Annotated in this window: 22 protein-coding genes; 12 read left to right on the top strand and 10 right to left on the bottom strand. The window is 67.9% G+C overall.

What is annotated here, in order from left to right:
- The first annotated feature begins 487 nt into the window (after positions 1-487).
- Complete coding sequence (locus O7603_RS07310; protein WP_281574913.1) at positions 488-1,564, top strand: DUF4394 domain-containing protein; 1,077 nt, start codon at positions 488-490, stop codon at positions 1,562-1,564.
- Between the two features lie 372 nt (positions 1,565-1,936).
- Here O7603_RS07310 and O7603_RS07305 read toward each other — a convergent pair whose 3' ends face one another.
- Positions 1,937-2,818, bottom strand: coding sequence for a LysR family transcriptional regulator (locus O7603_RS07305; RefSeq protein WP_281574912.1), 882 nt, complete (start codon positions 2,816-2,818; stop codon positions 1,937-1,939).
- A 73-nt stretch (positions 2,819-2,891) separates the two neighbouring features.
- Between O7603_RS07305 and O7603_RS07300 the strand changes: the two genes are divergently transcribed.
- From O7603_RS07300 to O7603_RS07285, 4 genes are all read left to right on the top strand, one after another.
- Positions 2,892-4,406, top strand: coding sequence for an MFS transporter (locus O7603_RS07300; RefSeq protein WP_281574911.1), 1,515 nt, complete (start codon positions 2,892-2,894; stop codon positions 4,404-4,406).
- The gene (locus tag O7603_RS07295; protein ID WP_281574910.1) at positions 4,340-4,747 is read left to right on the top strand and encodes a hypothetical protein; all 408 of its coding nucleotides are present in this window, start codon (positions 4,340-4,342) and stop codon (positions 4,745-4,747) included. Before O7603_RS07300 ends, O7603_RS07295 begins: the two co-directional genes overlap by 67 nt.
- A 250-nt stretch (positions 4,748-4,997) precedes the next feature.
- On the top strand, positions 4,998-5,672 hold the full coding sequence (locus O7603_RS07290; protein WP_281576638.1) for a cytidylate kinase family protein: 675 nt from the start codon (positions 4,998-5,000) through the stop codon (positions 5,670-5,672).
- 79 nt (positions 5,673-5,751) lie between these two features.
- Positions 5,752-6,342 (top strand): isopentenyl transferase family protein, encoded by a 591-nt coding sequence (locus tag O7603_RS07285; RefSeq protein ID WP_281574909.1) that lies wholly within the window; start codon positions 5,752-5,754, stop codon positions 6,340-6,342.
- Between the two features lie 216 nt (positions 6,343-6,558).
- Here the strand turns inward: O7603_RS07285 and O7603_RS07280 are convergent, their stop codons facing one another.
- The 4 genes from O7603_RS07280 to O7603_RS07265 form a co-directional block, all read right to left on the bottom strand.
- Positions 6,559-7,029 (bottom strand): UPF0158 family protein, encoded by a 471-nt coding sequence (locus tag O7603_RS07280; RefSeq protein ID WP_281574908.1) that lies wholly within the window; start codon positions 7,027-7,029, stop codon positions 6,559-6,561.
- Between the two features lie 184 nt (positions 7,030-7,213).
- Positions 7,214-7,576, bottom strand: a complete 363-nt coding sequence (locus O7603_RS07275) for a hypothetical protein (protein ID WP_281574907.1) — start codon at positions 7,574-7,576, stop codon at positions 7,214-7,216.
- A gap of 83 nt (positions 7,577-7,659) precedes the next feature.
- The gene (locus O7603_RS07270) at positions 7,660-8,169 is read right to left on the bottom strand and encodes a hypothetical protein (protein WP_281574906.1); all 510 of its coding nucleotides are present in this window, start codon (positions 8,167-8,169) and stop codon (positions 7,660-7,662) included.
- A gap of 122 nt (positions 8,170-8,291) precedes the next feature.
- Complete coding sequence (locus O7603_RS07265) at positions 8,292-8,849, bottom strand: GNAT family N-acetyltransferase (protein WP_281574905.1); 558 nt, start codon at positions 8,847-8,849, stop codon at positions 8,292-8,294.
- 190 nt (positions 8,850-9,039) lie between these two features.
- Here O7603_RS07265 and O7603_RS07260 point away from each other — a divergent pair, with 190 nt between their 5' ends.
- The gene (locus O7603_RS07260; RefSeq protein ID WP_281574904.1) at positions 9,040-9,414 is read left to right on the top strand and encodes an Imm7 family immunity protein; all 375 of its coding nucleotides are present in this window, start codon (positions 9,040-9,042) and stop codon (positions 9,412-9,414) included.
- Here O7603_RS07260 and O7603_RS07255 read toward each other — a convergent pair.
- A complete protein-coding gene (locus O7603_RS07255; protein WP_281574903.1) occupies positions 9,383-9,628 on the bottom strand; it encodes a hypothetical protein in 246 nt (81 codons plus the stop codon). The genes O7603_RS07260 and O7603_RS07255 overlap by 32 nt on opposite strands.
- A 125-nt stretch (positions 9,629-9,753) precedes the next feature.
- Here O7603_RS07255 and O7603_RS07250 point away from each other — a divergent pair, with 125 nt between their 5' ends.
- Positions 9,754-10,380: a DNA-binding response regulator gene (locus O7603_RS07250; protein ID WP_281574902.1), complete on the top strand. Its 627-nt coding sequence runs from the start codon at positions 9,754-9,756 to the stop codon at positions 10,378-10,380.
- A gap of 29 nt (positions 10,381-10,409) precedes the next feature.
- On the opposite strand, the gene O7603_RS07245 is transcribed toward O7603_RS07250, so the two are convergent.
- Positions 10,410-13,046, bottom strand: a complete 2,637-nt coding sequence (locus O7603_RS07245; protein ID WP_281574901.1) for a tetratricopeptide repeat protein — start codon at positions 13,044-13,046, stop codon at positions 10,410-10,412.
- Positions 13,047-13,401: 355 nt separating this feature from the next.
- Between O7603_RS07245 and O7603_RS07240 the strand changes: the two genes are divergently transcribed.
- The 4 genes from O7603_RS07240 to O7603_RS07225 all read left to right on the top strand — a co-directional run bounded on the left by O7603_RS07240 (position 13,402) and on the right by O7603_RS07225 (position 15,677).
- Positions 13,402-13,983 (top strand): hypothetical protein, encoded by a 582-nt coding sequence (locus tag O7603_RS07240; protein WP_281574900.1) that lies wholly within the window; start codon positions 13,402-13,404, stop codon positions 13,981-13,983.
- A gap of 219 nt (positions 13,984-14,202) precedes the next feature.
- Complete coding sequence (locus tag O7603_RS07235; protein WP_281574899.1) at positions 14,203-14,622, top strand: hypothetical protein; 420 nt, start codon at positions 14,203-14,205, stop codon at positions 14,620-14,622.
- 2 nt (positions 14,623-14,624) lie between these two features.
- Positions 14,625-14,849 (top strand): helix-turn-helix transcriptional regulator, encoded by a 225-nt coding sequence (locus tag O7603_RS07230; RefSeq protein WP_281574898.1) that lies wholly within the window; start codon positions 14,625-14,627, stop codon positions 14,847-14,849.
- Between the two features lie 120 nt (positions 14,850-14,969).
- Positions 14,970-15,677 (top strand): DUF4386 domain-containing protein, encoded by a 708-nt coding sequence (locus O7603_RS07225; RefSeq protein WP_281574897.1) that lies wholly within the window; start codon positions 14,970-14,972, stop codon positions 15,675-15,677.
- On the opposite strand, the gene O7603_RS07220 is transcribed toward O7603_RS07225, so the two are convergent.
- Together O7603_RS07220 and O7603_RS07215 are read right to left on the bottom strand one after the other, a co-directional pair.
- Positions 15,650-15,844 carry a hypothetical protein gene (locus tag O7603_RS07220; protein ID WP_281574896.1) on the bottom strand — a complete coding sequence of 65 codons (195 nt, stop codon included), beginning with the start codon at positions 15,842-15,844 and terminating at the stop codon, positions 15,650-15,652. The genes O7603_RS07225 and O7603_RS07220 overlap by 28 nt on opposite strands.
- Positions 15,845-16,171: 327 nt before the next feature.
- Complete coding sequence (locus O7603_RS07215; protein ID WP_281574895.1) at positions 16,172-17,116, bottom strand: acyltransferase domain-containing protein; 945 nt, start codon at positions 17,114-17,116, stop codon at positions 16,172-16,174.
- Between the two features lie 249 nt (positions 17,117-17,365).
- Here O7603_RS07215 and O7603_RS07210 point away from each other — a divergent pair, with 249 nt between their 5' ends.
- Entirely contained in the window at positions 17,366-17,698 is a 333-nt protein-coding gene (locus O7603_RS07210; protein ID WP_281574894.1) for a TfoX/Sxy family protein, read from the top strand.
- A gap of 286 nt (positions 17,699-17,984) precedes the next feature.
- Here O7603_RS07210 and O7603_RS07205 read toward each other — a convergent pair whose 3' ends face one another.
- On the bottom strand, positions 17,985-18,761 hold the full coding sequence (locus O7603_RS07205) for a hypothetical protein (protein ID WP_281574893.1): 777 nt from the start codon (positions 18,759-18,761) through the stop codon (positions 17,985-17,987).
- Positions 18,762-18,772 lie beyond the last annotated feature (11 nt).

Here is an 18,772-nt window from a genome sequence, read left to right as displayed (position 1 = left end):
CCTTCCACCTCCGAGCTGGGGTGCTGCTCCGGTCCCGTTGATCAAGGCTTGGCTTCAGAGGCATTGAGGATCTTCGCGACAATCCCGCCGCCGCCCGTTCAGGAACGTGTCGAGCGCGCAATGGAGCCGTGGTAGACGAAGTCCCGCCCGTGCTCCCAGCGATCCTTGACCGTAGTCCCCGCACTCGTCGTCGGAACCGTACTCGGCCGGTCTGTCTCGTCGTGGCCCTCCGGCCTCGTCGTCGCGTACCTGCCCTGGCTCTTGTGCGCCGGCTTGAGCGTGACCTTGCCAGTGGCCTTTAGCCACACGTATGCGAACTCTGCACATCGCTGCCACGAGTCGAGGCGGATTTCCGCCGTTCGGCGCAATCCCACCCGGTTGGGGGCAACAGCGCCGCTGCCACCTTCTCGACGGATGCGAGTTGTTTTCATGTCCCCATGCCCGTCAAGTGGGCTACCGGTTGATCCGTGACAGGAAGGTGCGCCAAATGAAGTATCCGCTCCACAGGGGGCTACTGCTGGCTGGTCTGTCCGTCGCTCTTAGCGCCGGCATGTCCGGCTCGCTCGTCTCGACCGCGGCGGCCGATGGGTCGCGGGACGACTCGCACCGCGAGTCATCCCGGGACGACTCGCACCACGACTGGCACTGGGAGAAGTCGTGCGACCGTTCCTCCCGCGACTGGGATGGGGGGCGAGACGGGCTCAAGGCCGTCGGGCTGACCGACGACCAGAAGCTGATCAAGTTCGACGTCGACAACCCCCGCGACGCCTGCAAGATCGGCAAGGTGCGGCTCGACGACGACCGGGAGGACGACCCGAAGGACCACGGGAAGGACGACCGGGACGATTCCAAGGACGACAAGAAGGACGGCGGGAAGGGCGGCGGGGACGGCAAGCGGGCCGACGACAAGAAGCTCGTCGGTATCGACTTCCGGGTGCAGAACGACAAGCTGTACGGCGTCGGCGACCAGGGCGGCATCTACATCCTGTCCACCCGTGACGCCTCCGCGAAGAAGGTCAGCCAACTCACCGTCGACCTCGACGGGAAATTCTTCGGCGTCGACTTCAACCCCGCAGCGAACCGGCTGCGCGTCATCAGCGACACCGGCCAGAACCTGCGCCACAACATCGACGATCCGGCCGGCGCACCTGCGGCGGGCATGACGGCGACGGACACCATGCTGACCACGCCGCCGGCGACGACCGCGACCACCGGGGTCACCGCGGCCGCCTACACCAACAACGACCTCGACCCGGCCACCGCCACCACCCTGTTCGACATCAACACCAACCTCGACCAGGTCGTGGTGCAGTCCCCTGCCAACGCCGGGCTGTTGGCGGCCGTCGGCGCGCTGGGCGTCGACGCCGGTATCCAGGCCGGCTTCGACATCTACAGCAAGATCCGCGACGACCGGACCGTGGACAACAAGGGTTTCGCCGTCCTGCAGGTCGGCTCCCGCAGCAACGTGTACAAGATTGACCTTCTGACCGGCGAGGCCGACAAGCAGGGCTCTTTCCGGGACTTCAAGGTCGTCGACCTCGCGCTGCCCCTCGACCAGCACTGACCAACGAGGCCGCGCAGACAGCGGGTCGGGGAAGGTCGGCATACAGCCGGCCTTCCCCCTCTCCGTCACGACGGTGCGGCGAGTCGCCGGCGACGCCTTGCGGCGTGTGCTGCCGGGGCTGCCGGTGTCGAGTGGGTCTGGCTGGGATCGGGGTAGCGAGAAACAGCAGACGTGTCGATCGACCGATGCAGAAGGCCGACGGACGCATAGTGGCGCTTGCGCACCGCCACTGGAGCTGCGGAGGCTGCGACCTGCCCTGGCCCTGCCCGACCCGGAAGCAGGAGGTGCGCCGCCGCTGAAATGAGCCACGAGGCGACGAATTCGACGCTTGGGGAGGCCCCGGCTGGTACTTCGATGTCTATGCCGGTCGGATCAATCGGGTCGTGTCACTGGCGCGGGCTGCAGTCCGAGGCGACGGGGGAGCGGGCTCAGTACTGCCGCGAACTCGTGCGGGGCAGGGCGGCGAGTGACCATGAAGAGCGTGAGGCGGCCGGACAACGGGGCGGCAGACATGAGGTCTCCTTCCTGGGCGTACGTGAGCCCGAGCCCGCGGGGCAGGACGGCCGGGCATCCCAGTAGTCGTGCCAGTCGTATGGCCGTCTCCGCGGTGGCCGCTGTGCGGGGCCTGGCGCCGAGGCTGGAGAGTCGTTGGTGCAGCGTATCCGCGGACATGTCGTAGGTGTAGGCGACAACATCGAGGTCGGCGAATGGTCGCCGGCCAGGGTTCAACGACGTGGCCGGGGGCGTGAGGACCGCCAGTTGATCGGTCGCCACGGGTGCGGCGCTCACGGTGGCGGGCAGACGCATCTGGTTGGCGACGGCGACGAACGCGGCGTCCAGCGATCCTTCGCCTACCCACTCCACGAGTCGGTCGCCATGGTCTGTCACCTGGTTGACGATCGAGTCGCCCATCAGCTCTTCGAGCGCGGGAAAGAGTAGCGGTGCGAGGCTGCTGAAGGTGCCGACGTTGAAGGTTCGTGCCCGCGCCGCGGATCGCGTCCGGTCGAAGATCTGTGCCAGGTGATCGAGCACATGGGCTGCCTCAGCGCCTAGCGCACGGCCGGCCGGCGTCGGCCGCGCTCCCGTCGTGTCGCGGTCGAAGAGCCGCTCCCCGACCCGCCATTCGAGTGCCGCAAGGCGGTTGCTCGCGGCCGGCTGGCTGATCAGAAGTTCCCGTCCGGCGGCCCCGACTGATCCGTGGCGCGCGATGGCCTCGACCAGCCGGAGATCTTCGACGGAAGGGAATGAGCTCATATGGCCATGTTATGAGCTCGACTGCCTATCCGCCATCTACCAGCGCGTCCCGTGCACTCAGAGGATGGGTTGCGTGAATTCCAGACGCGACATCGCCGCCATGCTGACAACCACGTTCGTGACCTGGATGGGTCAACGCACCGCGGCTGTCGCGCTTCCGCTCGTCGCGCTCGCCGAGACCGGGTCCGCCTGGTCGACCGGGCTGGTCGGTGGAGCGGTCGGCCTGCCCCTGCTCGCGTCGCCCTGGTGGGCGAAAGGCCTGCGTCAGCGACTGACTACCGGCAGGGCTCTCGCCTGCGTGCTTGCAGTCCAGGTGGTTGGCTTGCTCGTCGTCCCGATCGGCGCGGCCGTCGCAACGGTCACCGTGGTCCACCTCGCCGCCGCCGGGCTCATCACCGGATGTGGGACCGCGCTCAGCGGCCCTGGGCAACGAGCCCTGCTCTCGGACATCTGCGACAACCTTGGTTCCACTCTCGCGACGAAGATGCTGGCCTGGCAGGATTTCCTGCACCGCATCACGATGATCCTTGCGCCACCGGTGGCAGGGGCGGCGGTCGCGACCGGCGGACCGTTGCCTTTGCTGTGGGCCGAGGCCGCCGGTGTCAGCGTGGGCGCAGCTCTCCTGCTCACCGTGCGCGGCACTGCGACGGCTGCTTCGCCCGACCGACCGGACAACACTCCGGCCCTGCGTCAAGTGCTGGCGCAGCACGGGGACATCCGCTGTGCGGTGACGATGTCCGGAGTCGGCGGACTCGTGTGGTTCGCCTTCACTCTCGGCCTCGCGATCCTCGGCGCCGAGACTGGACGGCCCGGATTGCTTATTTCAGCTGGCATGACCGGGTACGGCATAGGTTCGCTCGCCGGTGCGCTGCTCGCGCCGATGCTCGTCCCGCGATTGCCGGCGCTTGCGACGATGGCGACCGGGTGGATCGTCCTCGGCGTAGCGTTCATGGCGCTGCCCGCCGTGACGTCGTCTCTCGTGCTCCTGGGATGCGTGGCTGCGGTTGGTGGCTTCTCCATGCCGCTGGGCATCGGCGCGCTCAACCGGCTCATCAGCACGCGCACCGCTGGTGCGCAGCGGCGAGCCGCCTTCGCCGCGGAGAGCCTTGTGCACGACGGGGCGGTCTCAATCGGCCTGCTCGCCGGGGGCGCGGTCATCGGCGTCGTCGGCGCGGGCCCGACCCTCGTCACCGCCGGAGCCGCCCAGATTATCGCCGCACTCCTCGCCGGCCCATGGCTGAGAACGCGACGCCGGCCCCGCGACCTCCGCCGATCTCCGGCAGAGATCACCGCGGCGTCGGCGGGGTTGGCGGAGTCGGCCACGGACAGGGGGGTGGCCTGGTTCCAGACGGTCTCGAAGATCGCGATCAACGCGTCGAGCAGGCCACACGGGTGCACCAGCAGCGCCGCGTTGTGCGCCGACTGCGCCCACGCCAGCGGCAGCAGGGCCAGTTCCCGATCGGCGACGGCGAGCTTGGTCGGTAGGCCGTGCGCTAGTCGAGCGTGCTCGCCCTCCTGGACATGGACGACGACGCTCTCCAGGAAGCCGGGGTCGGCCAGGGCGTCGACGTCGTACACCGCCCGATAGGTGACTCCGGCAGCCTGCCGTTCGAGCTGCTGGCGGTTGACGTGCTTCGGCACCGCGTACGGCGGCGCAACCAGCACCCGGATCTGCTGACGGGCGACACGTTGCACCCGGTCGAAGGCCTGCGCGACCGCCGCCCGGCAGGACACGATCTCAATCAGCTCTTCGGTACGCCGATTGCTGGCCCGGTTGCGTGCGACCGTGTGGAAACCGCTCAGCCGCGAAAGCCGACGATCTTGCTGCTCAGCGCGCCAACCGTGCAACTACGGTCGGTTTGCAAGCGGGCCGTGCACCTCGTGCGGCTGGGCCTCCGCCGACGCCGCGATCAGGTCCAGTCGCCGTAGGCTGCCAGGAAACACAGGCCGTTGACGATCAACGCGTATGGCCCCCAGAAGTACCGCTCCCAGGCGTTTGAGGAAGCGACATTCAACAGCGCGCGAAGGAGCGAAAGTCCAAAAGGACCCACAATGTTCGGTCATGGCTGAAGATCAACTGGGCGTGGTTCGGCGCAGACTTCCAGAAGGAACGCGGGTCCAGGAAACGGTCATCGGGTTTCCCGCGGGTGTCGGCCGAGCGGGTAGGACGGGGCAGGACATGGACCAAGGCACTCGCGACGAGATGCTCGGCCGCCTGGCTGAGGCAGTCGGGTCTGTCACAGTCACACACCCGACGCGGGTTGCCATCGACGGACCGCCCGCCGCAGGCAAAACCACGCTCGCCGACGAACTGGCCGTCGTCTTGCGCACACAGGGCCGCGACGTCATCCGCGCGACAATCGACGATTTCCTCTTCCCCCGGGCACAGCGCTACCCGCGCGGCGAGTACTCGGCCGAAGGCTGCTACTTCGACACCCACGACTACCACGCGCTGAACCGAGTTCTGCTCGATCCGCTCGGCCCGGGCGGAGATCGACGCTTCCAACACGCGGTCTACGACCGCACGGCGGATACCGCGCTGTCCCCGCCGGTCACGACTGCCCCCGCCGACGCCGTGCTGGTCTTCGACGGCGTCTTCCTCATGCGCCCGGAACTGATTGATCAGTGGGACCTGCGCATCTTCGTATCGACCGCGCTCGAGAAGACCGTGGATCGTGCCGTGATCCGAGAGCGCCGGGTGTCATCTCGGGCCGAAGTCGAACGGCGCTGGCGCGAGCGTTACATCCCCTCCCAACAGTTCTACTTCGCTACGGTCCGCCCGACCGATCACGTCGACATCATCGTGCACAACGACGAGCCCCAGCAGCCGGTCTGGGCGACCCAAACACACTGACCGCACTCAATTCGGCCAGAAGAGGCTGGATGGCCGGGTCGCCCGGGTCGGCTTGCGGTGATCGGCAAAGATCGTTCGCATGGGTTATCCTGTCCCGGCTCCATCCTGGACTGTCGCGCTCATCTGTGGCGCGTCTGGCATCGGTAAGTCGCACATCGCGACCGCGTTGGCCCGCCGGTACGGCGTGCCGCTCGCCGAGGTCGACGACATGGTGACCGTAGTCAAAGCGCTGACCACACCCGAGCAGTCGCCGATGCTGCACTTGTGGGACACAAACGGCGCGGCGCGGCAGTGGACGCCGGCGCGGATCGTCGAGCACACGATTGCCGTTGCCGAGACGATGCGGCCTGGGATCGAAGCCGTCATCACCGATCACATCGAGTCCGCGGCGCCGGTTGTCATGGAGGGCGACTACCTGCTGCCAGACGTCGCGGCCGGCTTCGGTGACGGGGTCAGGACGGTGGTGATCTCCGAGCCGAACGAGGATCAGATCCTCGCGAACTACCTGTCCCGCGAGTCCGCTGCAGCAGAGCAACGGTTCCGCGCCATCGTGAGTGCGCGTTTCGATGCTGAACTGTCAATCCGCGCCGCGCGGATCGGTGTCCCGGTCGTTCCCGCGCGGCCCTGGTCGGACAACGTCGACCGAGTTGATGCGGCCCTGCGACGCTGACCAGCCGGCGGTGCAGACAATACGCCCGAATCCACAACCCGCCTGGCCAATCGCTGCAACATCCAAGCCATCACATCCGCAATTCGGCAGTTCAGGATGCCGGACACCACGGGACGCCGAACACCGAGCGTGACGGCTCGTCGAGTACCTGCGCGCACGGACGGCGGCAGATGCGTGCGTTCGTCGTACATGAAGTCGCGCGGCGCGGACGCCAGTTCAGGGGAGGTCGGGATCTGGGTGCTCGGCCATAAAACGCTCGCCCGTTTCGTCGTCGACCAAGGAGTTGTCGACCAGCCATTCGACAGCCCGCCGCATTGCGCGCACGTCGCGGAAGGCGTTCCATGCCGCCAGCAGGTGCGGATACTCGTCGTGCAACTCGTTCTTGAACCGGCGGAAGGCCCCCTTCCCCTGGATCGCTCGCGCGAGTCTGCGGCCGGCCGCCGCGTCACTGATCCTCTCGGCGAAGTCGGCCATGTCCTGGTACCAGACGTAGGACGGCAGCGGGCCGATGCCCACCAGGTCGAGGTCGTCAAGGTCGACGGGCATGTGTCCGTCGATGCCGCCGTCTGTCGTCCAGAGCACGACCTCGCCGGTCTGCGGGTGGATCAGCCATCGGTGCTCGTAGTCGGTCTGGTCTTCGAGCGCGGTAGCGATCCCCTCCAGGTCCAGCCTGCTTAGTTCAAGCATCCGGCCACCATAAACCCGCTCCTCTGCGCTTCGACCGCGACCAGGCCGGGTAGCGACGGGGCATTGCTGCGCCGCCGCCCTCTCAGAACCGGACGTGCACGATTTCTATGCATCCGGCTCAAGCAAGCCCTACGGGTTACTGGCGTGTATGGCGGCGGTCGCGGCTGTCGTCGTCCGCGTGGGCTTACAGGATGTACAGGAGATTGTGGGTCGCGGCGACGTGGTCGTCGTCGCGTGGTGGTGTTCGCCCGAGCAGGTGTTCGGCCGCTCGGTTGCGGCGTTCGCTTCGGAGGCCGACGCCAACATGGGTCAGGGTGGGATGGTTGGTAAATGGGATGAACGCCTCGACCGGTAGCGACGACTGGGTGACCCAGAGGTCCTGGAGTCGGGGTGCGGCGGCGAGCCCGTGAAGGGCGTTGGGCTGGCGTAGGCGCCGCATGCCGTCGAGGTCGACGCGGAGCAGCGCGGTGCTGGGACTGAAGTCGGGAAGCTGGTCGATGGTCAGGGCGTTCAGGATCAGCCATTGCAGCGCGGGTAGGCGCGTCACCGGTTCGAGGTTGGTGAGTCGGCGGACGTTGCGGATCGCGAGGTAGTTCAGGGTCGGGATCTGGGTGAGCCACTCGGCGTCGGTCAGGGAGCCGAGGGTGAGTGACAGCGACTGCAGGTGCGGCAGTGTGACGATCGGGAGGATCCGGTCGACCGGGATTCTCCAAAGGGCGAGGCCCTGCAGGTTGGGGTTGGTGTGGAGTAGGTCCGCGAGGCCACGGTGATGTGTTGCGATCCTGAGTTCCCGCAGGTTCCGGAACGCGGTGGCCGGGTGAGGTCGAGGGGCTTGCGGGTCTCGCCGAGGTCGAGGAACTCGACGTCGGCGCCCAGCTGGCGCAGTGGGGTCAGGTCGGTCAGGTGGAACAGGTCGGCCACGCTGAGGCGGCGAAGATGCGGGAACCAGCGCAGGAACCGTAGCGTGGACAACTCGGTATCAAAGCCATACACGCGCAGGGTGACGGACGGATGCTCCGCCAGGATCGCGGCGAGCGTACGGTAGTCCGCATCGGAGAGCGGCGCCTGGAACTGACCTTTCGTAGCCGTGTCGACCTCGGCCCGGAGCCGCGGACCGTCAATCGGACTCGACACCTCCATCACACCACCCAGAGCCACTGATCTTCGCGCCTGCGGTCGCCGCCCTCCAACTCGAAGCGGCGGCGATCTTCTACCCGATCGCCCGGCCAGCGCTAAGCGGCATGTGCGGACGTCTCGTTCGCCTACCGGCGATGGGCATCTACCTCGTAGATGATCTCTAGCCCGTCCTCGTCGTCCCACTGCTCACCGACCTCGATGAAGCCGTACTGCGATGCCAACTGGTAAGAAGCGACGTTGTCCGGGCTGATGGTCACCCGCACCGTGCGCACCTGCGGTTCGCGAGCAGCGCGCTGGAGCAGGGCCTCCAGTGCGGCCCGGGCGTAGCCGCGTCGTCGGTATGCTGGGTCGACCGCATAGCCGATCTCGACCATTCCGGACGGATCGGGGGGCCCGTGGTAGCCAGCTCGGCCGACGGCCACCTGCTGCCGTTCATCCCAGATGACGCCAGTGACCCATGCCGCGCTGGCTGGGTCCTCCTCGACCTGCTTGCTGCGCATCTGCCACACCCCTCGCCACTCAGGGCCGGCGAAGTAGGCCGAGAGGGGCACGGGACTCACCGCGTTTGCCGCCGCCAGGTCACCGTTGGCCAGGGCGCGGAACACCGGCGCCGTCAACTGCACGATGCGCACGTCTGCGGGGGTCCGCCGGCCGGCCGGGTCTACCTGCTCCTCTGGCTTCACCGGGCAAGCATGCCAGGCTGACCCGCCGGAGCGGCGCAGGGCCGATCATCGCTGAGACATCGGACGGAGCGGCCCTTGCAGACCCGATCATCGGCTCATCGTCTGCGACCGCGCGGTTCGCGGCATGAGCGAACACTGCCTGGGCGATCACCTGGCCGACGCGCCATATCCTGGCCTCTATGCTCCTGCCATGTTCGAGTACCACGGGTGGATAACGCTTCGCTCAGCTGCTGAAGCGGTTGACGACGAACCACCCCTTCGCCTCACTGAGATCCAGGCCCTGGCGGACGAGCTCGCCGGCTACGCATTGGTGGACCTTCGGCAGATGAACGGCTGGTATTACATCCACCTTGGCGGATGTCCGAATCATCGTGGCGCGCATGGTCCAGCCTTGATCGACTTGTTCGCCAAGGTCGGGCGTGACGAACCGTCGCTCGCCATGTCAGTGAGCCACGGCGCCCGAACGGGTCAGGCGTTGCCGGGGCTGGAGCTACCTGTTCGGCGGACCGGCCCCAGCCGCCATGTCCGCCGGGTCATCGCAGCGGATTCGGCAGATCGAATTTGATGATCACCCAGTTCACTTCGCGTTGCCTGAGGTCGGGTATCTTCCGACGCACTTCCGCGAAGATGGCGGTTCGGCCGAGGTTCGGATAGGTGACCGCGACTGCTCGGATGGCCTGCTTCGTCTTCTCGTCGCGAGGCTCCTCCGTGGGCAGCCTATGATCGTCGGTGTCGATGACCGATGGCGGCGTGTGACGTTCGTCTTCGTCTTGGACCACGTGCGGCTCCTCGATGAGAATTGCCTGCTTCGACCGTAGGAAAACCACACGCGGCGGGTCCACGACATGTTCGTTGGCAGGTGACCCGCGCGCTTGGCAGGAACCTGACATGATGCTTGGCCGGGATGACGAAGGGACACACCCGCGTGGGCGTCCGCGTCGCGATCGTGGACCCGCTCCCGGTCTTCCAGCACGGCGCCGCGGCAGCGCTGACCGCGGCCGGCCACATGGTCCAGACACCCGCGGATGTGGTCAGCTGGGCGGCCACATCTTCCGGCGGCATAGTCGTGCTGACCGTGCTGACGGAGCCTGACTGGAGCAGGCTGAAAACTTTGCGGACAGCTCAGCCGCAGGTCAAGGTGCTGGTTCTCCTGGAGGACACCGCCACCGCCCCCGGTGTGCGGGCCGTCACGTCGGGCGCGGTCTCCGTCCTCCCACGTCAGGTGACCCCAGAGGCTCTCTGCCGCTGCGTTGATGCGGCCATCGACGGGACCGCCACGCTACCCACCGATGTGGTGACCACCCTGGCGGCGGAGGCCAGCGGACACGACACCGTACTGCCGGTCCCGCCGGCGAAGGTCGGATGGCTGCGTGCCTTAGCGTCCGGAACAACCGTCTCCCAGCTCGCGGCGGAGGCGGGATATTCGGAACGAGCGATGTACCGGCTGTTGCGAGCCCTGTACCAGGATCTCGGGGTGAGCAACCGGGTCGAGGCGTTGATCTTGGCGCACGGCAGAGGCTGGCTTCGCTGACGATCTTCCGGGCGCCCGCATCGCGGCGGTCACGGGGTGAAGCCTCGTACCGCATCCCCGGTGGCGGCCGCAACGAGCTCTCGGTGCACGGTTGAGGAGGCGGCCACGATGCCGAGCATGAATTGCAGGCGCTCCTTGACGACCGGGAAATCGGGCGCGATCGTGCGGGCTTTCCCGAAAGCCGTCTTCGCCGCGGCAGCCCGGCCAGGGCGATCCACGCCCAGGCCACAGATCGCGATTGCTTCCAGCTCCCAGGCCGCGAAGTCGTCCGGGTCGTCGTTCCGGCGTTGGGCGGCCTCCCTCTCCAGCGTCTCGAACAAGGTGCGTGCCTCGCCGTCCGGATCCTCGCGGAAGGCGATCAGCGCTTGCAGCGCGAGTACGATCAGCGACCTCTTCTCCCGCCGATACCAGCCAGCGCGATCGATCTCCGTCCGGGCCGCTTCGAGGTCGCCTAGTCGCAGTGCGGCCATGGCCAGGGTCGTCCGCGCCTGGAGAACCGTGACGGGATCGTGGATGTCCAGCGCGTGGCGCAGCGCCTCCGCCGCGCTAGTGCGAGCAGCGACCCAGTCACCGTCGTCAAGGTGCAGGTCCGCCTGACCGTCCAGACAGCGAGCCCGATAAGCGGGATTGGGGCGCTCACCGGCGACCACTGCGGCTTCCGTCATCAACTCCCACGCCGGAGCTGACTCCTCCTGCTCGGACAGCCACCGTGCCACCTTAACGCTGATGTCGATCTCCCAGCCGTACGCGTTCTGCTCCCGGGCCAGGGAGAGAGCCTCCCGGCCCAGGGTGACGGCCTGCCGGTGATCGCCATGACGTCGGCGGCAGTCGGCGATCCCGGAGAGTGCGACCATTCGACCTTCGTCGTCTCCGTCGCGCACGGCCAGTTTCAGGACCTTTCGGTACCGGCGTTCCGCTTCCTGGATCTTGCCGTGCTGCCACTCGAGATCCGCGATGTTGGCAAGTATCTTCCGGCGGAGCTCGTCCGGACGGTCCTGCGTCCCGGCCAGAGCGAGCGCCCTCTCGTACGCGTCCACCGCCGGGCCCATCAGCCCTCGGGAGGCGCGGGCGTACCCCAGCGCGTTGAAGTTGCGCAACTCGTCGAAGGCGTCTTCCAGTCTGCCGATCACCTGGGTGCGGGCGTCCATGATCAGCCCTGACGCGTTCCATTTGACGAGATGCTGGTCGAGCGCCTGAATCCGGTCGAAGGCGGCCAGCCAGTCCCGGTTCCGCAGGGTGATGCGGAGCTCGGTGAACTCGACGGTGAGGTCGCCGGGACCGCGGACATGAACCTTCGGCTTGCGCCGGTTCGACAGCAGGTTCGCGGCTTTGCGACGTAGAGCCTCCATGTTTTGACCGTCGCGTTGCAGCGCGCCGAGGATCTCCGGGTCGGTCAGGCAGTATCGCGGCGGCGCCGCCAGACGAACGATCACATGATGCTCCGCCAGCTCGTCGAGCAGTTCCTCGACTCGCACCGGGGATATCCCGTCGCCGACCAATCGGACCACGTCCTCGGACAGCACCGGCATGTCGTAGGCCGCGACGGCGGCGACAAGATTGTGCTGCTCGGGTGTGAGTGAGTCGACGACCATCCGGGCGAGGGTGCTCGGCCGGTCCTTGCGTCGTGGCCGTTCCAGCCTGCGGGTCAGCTCACGCACCGACGGCCGGTCCACGGGCAGGGTTAGCGCGGCCCAAAAGAGGTTGGCGTTGCGCGGCATGCCCTGCAGAAGATCGCACAGGTCATCGGAACCCGCCTGCATCCCCTCGGCATCCCCGGGATCCAGGATGGCGAGATACTGCTTGAAATCTTCCGGCGCGAGCCGGTTCACCGGGATGTGGACCGCATCATCCGTGGTCCACCTGCTGCTCGCTGCCGCGATCGGCTGCTCACGCGTGATTAGGATGACCTTGACGCGCCGATCCCGGCGCGCCGCGATGACGGCCAGCGCCTCGTTGAGATCGAAATCGGAAATCTTGTTGGTTGTCGGCTCGAGAATCCGCTGGGCCCCGTCGATCACCACGGCGACACCGGGATCCGTCCGCGACTCCAGCGCCAGGTGCAGTGACTGCAGCGGGTCGTCGCGAAGCTCTTGCGGGGGTCGCGCGGTGTTCTTGCCCAGAATCCGCACCAGCTCGGCCGCACCGAAGCTTTCGTCCGCGACGAGATCGAATCTTTCCCGGGTGGCACCGAGATCGGTAGCACGGAGCACGCTCTCGACGAGGGTCGTCTTGCCCGCGCCGGCCGGACCGTAGACCAGCACGACCGCCGAGCGGGGCCCGGCCAGTTCCGCTTCGAGAGTGGCACGTTCCGGAAGATGGTTCACCGGCCTATCAGGTTCCGCCGGGCGGGCGGGAATGACCGGCTCGGGCTTTACCGGCCGGTCGCCTGGCACCTCAATCCGATTCCACAGCCCGATCGCGAAGATGCGGCGGTCCTCCCCGCCGGGTCCGCCGCCCTGACGGGCTCGCCGTTCGTAGACAATCGTCAAGATGAGCGATGCGACAGCACTGAACCAACTAGACCGCTCGACCCAGTCCCAGGCGGCCGCAGAGTTCCCGGTAATCTTCTGCCACAGGCCGAAGTGGCTGGCGACCGCGACCAGGGCAGCGAGCAGGGCCACGGCGATGAACAGGCGACCCGCTCGGGAGACCAGTCGTCGACTCACCCACTCATCATGACGCCAGCCGGTAAAGAAGCGGAACCGAGCAATCGCCTAATTGAGCATGGCGAAGCCGACGGTGTCGCACCACGAACCGACGCACCGGCGCCGAGCCGCTTGGTGACGGTTGCGAGCGTGTTGCCGGCCTCGACTTCGGATGGTGCCGCGCTCCGGGGGACTCCGGGTGTTCCCACGTACGCCCGCGCTGCGGCGAGGGTGCCAAGGGCCTGGTCATCAGCTCACCGCCCAAGCCGAATAGCAGTATTGCCAGGACGCACTCTTCTCGGCAAATCCGGATGCACTCCGGTCACGCACCATTACGGAGCGCAGTGGACGGGACGCCGGCGACTCCCTCGGTTCGTTGGCCAGCCGCTCATTTGTGGTTGGCCGTAGGCGTGATTCGGCGTGGGTCATCGCCGAGATCCTTGACATCACCGAGTCCGCAAGCCAGCAGCACCTGCACCGGGCCCGGCACCGCATCACCGCCGCACGCCGCGGCGGCGGCGGCGAAGTCTACCCCGCATCCGCCCGCAGGATCGTCGAGGAACTCCTCGCCGCTGCCTCCTCGGGCCGCACCGAGCGGCTGGTGGCGCTGCTCACCGACGACGCGACCGCGATCACCGACGGCGCCGGCCTGACCGAGACGCTGCTGCAGTACGACACCGCGCAGCGCGTCGCCGCCGTCGTACGGGCCGGCTTCAAACCCACACCCGCGAAACGGCGACTTGCCGGCGGCACGCCCGCCATTTACTACGCGCTCGTCAACGGCGCCGCCGCCATCCTCTTCGTGCTCGGCGACCAGGTCATCGGTGCCGTGACGTTCGACATCACCAACGGCAAGATCGCAACCGGGCGCGGCGTCGCCGCCCCCATCCGCCTCGCCCGCCTCACCGAAGCCTGGCGGCAGCACGAACCGGACACGCCGCTCATCAGCCAGTGGTGACCCGACGCCGACCGCGGCCAGGCGCCACAATCGCGTGGCCCTCGACGACGGCAGTCGTCACCGTTTTCGCCGTTCGGGCAATGGCTTGGCGAACAGGCTGGCCGGCTGCCCTCGATCGCCGGTGCGCGAGCCAGCCCCAGGCCGAGTTAAAGATTCTTGACATCATGTCGGGTCTGTTTTACCTTCGGCATGTCAAGTTTTTCTTACATCGGAGCGGACATGTCCTCAGAGGAGAAGCGCACCTGGATCTACGCCCTGGTCGGCGTCGTCGTCCCGGTCGCCTACCTGGCGACCGTGCTGTCCAAGGTGCCGGGCACGGACGTGGCGAGGATCGCCTACGTGGGGCCGATGCTCACCTCGATCGGCGTCGGGATCGGCGCGGGCATCGTCCTGGCCATCGTGGCCGCCATGGCCTCGCCCAAGGATGCGGACAGGACCGACGAGCGCGATCGGGAGATCAACCGGCGGGGTGAGTACGTCGGGTTCTACGTCATGAGTATCGCCGCGATTGTGCCGCTGGTCCTGGCGATGGCGAAGGTCGAGCAGTTCTGGATCGCTCATGCGCTCTACCTGGCGTTCGTCCTGGCCGCGCTGGCCTCGTCGATGGTGAAGATCGTCGCGTACCGGCGGGGCTGGTAGCCATGGGCAAGCCGACCAGGGTCACCAACTCGATCCGGGCGCTGCGCTTCGCCCACGGGGGGATGACCCAGGCGGAGCTGGCCGACCACATCGGGGTGACCCGCCAAACCATCATCGCGATCGAACAGGGCCGCTACTCGCCGTCATTGGAGATGGCCTTCCAGATCGCGCGGGTATTCCGGGTGCCACTCGACGACGTCTTCGGATACCCCGACACTCACGAGTAGACCCCACAACGTGACACGGCGCACGAGGCAATCGCCTCGCGGCCCGGTTCCACGCACCCGAAATCACGGAGAGATCGTCCAAACCCCTCAACGCCCTGCCCGGATCGAGAAGGAGCCACGATGCACGCGTTGACACGTACCGCCCGCATGACCGGGCTGTTCTACCTCGGCAATGCCATCACCGGCGTACTCGGGTTCCTTATTGTCCGCCCGCAGCTCTTCGCAGCCGACGACGCCAATGCGACGCTGGCCAACCTGGTTACGCACGAGTCGCTTTCCCGCGCTGGGGTTGCCTTGGAGCTGGGCATGGTAGTCACCCAAACCCTCGCCGCCGTCTGGTTCTATCGCCTGTTCCGCACCGTAGACTCCATTGCCGCGAGCGGGATCGCCGCCTTCGGCCTGGTCAACGCGATCGTGGGCCTCGTGAGCGCGGCACTGTTGGCCACGGCGGTCGAGGTATCGGTCGACCCGGTCGGCGACGCGGCGGCCAACGTCCAGGTTCTGTACCTGGTCAGCGACAACCTGTGGGGCGTGGGACCACTGTTCTTCGGCCTGTGGCTTATCCCCATGGGCTGGTGCGTGCTGCGATCGGGCTGGATGCCCCGCGCCCTGGGCTGGATCCTCGTCGGCGGCGGTGTCGGGTACGTGCTCAGCGCGTTCATCAGGTACATCGCCCCTGACGCACAAGTCGTCGCCGAGGCACTTGCGTATCCCGCGTCCGTAGGCGAGTTCTGGATGGTCGGCTACCTTCTCGTCCGAGGCGTGCGCCGGCAGGCACTGGACGAAGCGCCGCCACCCGTTCACACGCCGACGCCGGCGGCGAGCTGAAGCGTTGCTGCGATCGCGACCGTGGTGTCGTCGGTGACGACCTGCCGCAGACCTTTGGTGCGCAGGGCGACCACGGCGACGCTGCGGGCATTGACCGGGTCGGTCTTGCGGCCCTGGCCGGTGGCGAACACAGGGGCCCGGGCAGACAGCGTCGCGGGAACGTCCACGACGGTCTCGCCGTCGGCGACCAGGCGTTGAGCGACGTGCCGGCCGATGCCGTTGCAGCCCTCGACCGCCCAAAGGCGCTCTTGTGCTTGCGGCCGGCGGCGAGCATGGCCTTGTAGCCGTCGCGGTCTGTGCCGAACCGGCCCTGCCCGAGCGCATTCTCCTGCGAATTGATGATCTCGATGGTGGCGGAACGCTTGTGCGCGACAAGCGCGTCGCGACGTGCGGCAACGAGCTGCCCCGGCTCGGTAATGCAGCGCCCGGCCGGCACCCGCCGCGATGTTCGGCGGTCATCCGTACGACGTGTTCTCTGATTCGACCCGGTGGACCTAGATCGGGAAGTGGCCGCGGCGGATGCGCCAGTGGCGGCCGGCCTTCAGGTGGTCGACGATCGCGCGCTGGAGCACGGTGCGGCGCGGCAGCTGGTCGAGCGGCGTGCTCAGGGTGCGGAACACGAACCGCAGCACCTCGACGTCGGCGTCCAGTCCTTCCGGCTCCTCGTAGGGCTCCAGCTCGAACCTCCGCTGGAACCGGACGATGTTGGAGTCCTCGGGCAGGTACTCCAGCAGCTGCGGGTCGAGCAGCCACGAGCCGCAAGAGAATGCCGTGTAGCGCTCGTCGGGAAAGTGGCGCGGGAAGAACGCGCGGGCCCTGTCGAGCGACGCCGCGACCGCCTCCGGGGTCATCGGCCCCGACTCGGGGATGTGCAGGTCGATGGCGGTGCCGCCGCGCTGGTGCTGCAGGCGGCCCAGCTCGTAGATGCCGCCGCGGGCGTGCAGCGTCAGCCAGCTCTGCATGACCGGCCAACCCTCGCGGTGCATCCGCCGGTCGATCGCGAGGTTGCGGCCCAGGTCCGCGAGGGTCACCCACGACACGGCATCGGCGATGCCGTGGTCGCGGTGATACCCCCTGACGACGTCGACCAGGGCCAGGTACGCGTACACGTAGAGATGCCGCCAGGCGGGGCCCCGTTCGCGCGGCAGCGCCGGACCGGGCGACAGCCAGCCGTGACCGCCGAGATCGACGCGGACCAGGGCGATCGAGCGGTCGAGCAGCCAGCGCAGCTCCGAAGTCCACAGGGCAGAGTCCGGGTCGGGCCAGCCCGCCATGATCTCAGCGGCGTCGTCCGGCCGCACCGCGAGCCGGTCGAGGATCGCGGGCGCGTCGGCCTTGGCGGGCAGCGGAGCCGACGGCCGGTCGCCGGCGAGCCGGTGCACGCGGTCGACGTCCTCGACGGGTACCCCGAGCCGGGCGGCGATGTCGTCCAGATCCACGCGCAGACCCTAACCACCGCTGGGTCGCCCCAATAGCCCCGGGCAGCCAGGCCAACAACGCCAGCCCCGTGGCCGGCCGCGGCCATCGCCGTCGACCTACCCGGCCTGCGGCGGGCACCAGGCACCAGCCAACCCGGCGCTCCGCCGCATCGAACGGGCCATCTGCTGAAGCGCGTCGTCATCCGGACCCCCGCCGTCGACCCCTGCTCTGCCAGAGGATCCGTCACAGCCCGGTGCCAGGATGTGGATATGGCATATGACGAGGATCTCGCCAACCGCGTGCGGGAGCTGATCGGGCGTGAGCCCGGGATCGACGAGAGGCGGATGTTCGGCGGCCTGGCGCTGATGCTCAACGGCAACATGGCGGTGGTAATCCGCGGCGCAGGTGGCCTGATGGTCCGCGTCGACCCCGCGCAGTCTGCGCAACTGCTGGTCGAAGACGGCGCGGAACAGACGCAGATGCGCGGTCGGCCCATGCGCGGCTGGATCACAGTCGGGCCCTCGGCGTGCGCCAGGGATGCCGACCTTCAGCGCTGGGTCAACCGGGGCGTCACCTACACGCGGGCCCTGCCCGCTAAGTGACCGCCGGCCGGAGTAGCCGATTGATGCAGCCGCCCCGAGCATCTGATCCCGCCATGACAACGGGCCGACCCGGGAGCTTCCCCACGGTGCCGCTGACTGCCGCTGACGTGCATGTTTGTTGCCGCGATCCGCGTGGCTTCCCTCGGCGGCGCACGGCCCCGAGCGTAGCTGGATGATCTGGTCGACTGGGTTATGAGCAGCCCGGGCGACGGCATCAGTCGCGTGCAGAACTGGATTTGGTCCTCAACGGTGGTGCTCCGGCCCGTGTACTGACCTGGCGGCGTTGTCAGGCCGCGACCGCGCCCTCACGGTGGGCGCAGGGGCGGACCGGGTCGGACAGGTCGCCTCGCGTCACAGCAGCGGCCACGACGCGCTCGGCGCGGCGCCGACGCATGCGCAGGGCCGACGCGGCCACGCCCATCTCGGCGGCCAGGTGCTCGATCAGCGCGTCACCGAAGCGGGTAGCGCTGATCAGCTCGGCGGCCTCGGTGGTAATCAGGCCGGCGGCGGCTGCGCGGCCGAGCAGCAGGTCCGGGTGCCCGTAGGGCATTCTCGGCGAGCGCGAGCCGCTGGACAGGTCCAGCGGGAGCTCCTGGCCGTCGTCGCTGTTGGCGACCGCGGCGCCTGCGCGCCATGCCGCCCAGCACAGCCGCAGCCACAGCCGGGGCGGGGCGAGGTCCGCCGTGCGCAGCGCCTGCAGGAACCCGGCCAACACTTCGGAGTCGACATCGTCGGCGTGCCTGGTGTGTCCGCGGCTGATCCTCGCCGCGAGGTGCGTCAGCGCGGGCACCGCCACGCCGATCGCACCCACGACCCACGCCGGTCCGCACTCACGCGCATGGTGGGCCAGTTGCCGCCACAGCTCGTCGGTCGTGCTGCTGTCGTAGCGCTCGCACAGCAGCAGCTTGCGCAGCTCGTCCAGCGGCATCGTCGTATCCGGCAGACCCGGCACCGCCCGGGCGTCGAACGTCAGCGGAGCGGGTTCGCACGTCAGAAGCGCGAATGCCTTCTCGGCGGTGGTCAGCGCCGTGTCGGCCGTCCTCATACGGATGGTTATTGCCATGGGCTCGTCCC

Source organism: Micromonospora sp. WMMD812 (genome assembly GCF_027497215.1).
GTDB lineage: Bacteria > Actinomycetota > Actinomycetes > Mycobacteriales > Micromonosporaceae > Micromonospora.
The sequence above is the reverse complement of the archived record's forward strand: the minus strand, read 5'-3'. Positions and strand labels throughout refer to the sequence as shown.

What these genes read in the sequence shown, in the direction of transcription:
- O7603_RS07310 (WP_281574913.1), top strand. Translation starts at nt 488, where the DNA reads ATGAAGTATCCGCTCCACAGGGGGCTACTGCTGGCTGGTCTGTCCGTC.
- O7603_RS07305 (WP_281574912.1), bottom strand. Translation starts at nt 2,818, where the DNA reads ATGAGCTCATTCCCTTCCGTCGAAGATCTCCGGCTGGTCGAGGCCATC.
- O7603_RS07295 (WP_281574910.1), top strand. Translation starts at nt 4,340, where the DNA reads ATGGACGACGACGCTCTCCAGGAAGCCGGGGTCGGCCAGGGCGTCGAC.
- O7603_RS07290 (WP_281576638.1), top strand. Translation starts at nt 4,998, where the DNA reads ATGGACCAAGGCACTCGCGACGAGATGCTCGGCCGCCTGGCTGAGGCA.
- O7603_RS07285 (WP_281574909.1), top strand. Translation starts at nt 5,752, where the DNA reads ATGGGTTATCCTGTCCCGGCTCCATCCTGGACTGTCGCGCTCATCTGT.
- O7603_RS07280 (WP_281574908.1), bottom strand. Translation starts at nt 7,029, where the DNA reads ATGCTTGAACTAAGCAGGCTGGACCTGGAGGGGATCGCTACCGCGCTC.
- O7603_RS07270 (WP_281574906.1), bottom strand. Translation starts at nt 8,169, where the DNA reads ATGGAGGTGTCGAGTCCGATTGACGGTCCGCGGCTCCGGGCCGAGGTC.
- O7603_RS07260 (WP_281574904.1), top strand. Translation starts at nt 9,040, where the DNA reads ATGTTCGAGTACCACGGGTGGATAACGCTTCGCTCAGCTGCTGAAGCG.
- O7603_RS07250 (WP_281574902.1), top strand. Translation starts at nt 9,754, where the DNA reads ATGACGAAGGGACACACCCGCGTGGGCGTCCGCGTCGCGATCGTGGAC.
- O7603_RS07235 (WP_281574899.1), top strand. Translation starts at nt 14,203, where the DNA reads ATGTCCTCAGAGGAGAAGCGCACCTGGATCTACGCCCTGGTCGGCGTC.
- O7603_RS07230 (WP_281574898.1), top strand. Translation starts at nt 14,625, where the DNA reads ATGGGCAAGCCGACCAGGGTCACCAACTCGATCCGGGCGCTGCGCTTC.
- O7603_RS07225 (WP_281574897.1), top strand. Translation starts at nt 14,970, where the DNA reads ATGCACGCGTTGACACGTACCGCCCGCATGACCGGGCTGTTCTACCTC.
- O7603_RS07210 (WP_281574894.1), top strand. Translation starts at nt 17,366, where the DNA reads ATGGCATATGACGAGGATCTCGCCAACCGCGTGCGGGAGCTGATCGGG.
- O7603_RS07205 (WP_281574893.1), bottom strand. Translation starts at nt 18,761, where the DNA reads ATGGCAATAACCATCCGTATGAGGACGGCCGACACGGCGCTGACCACC.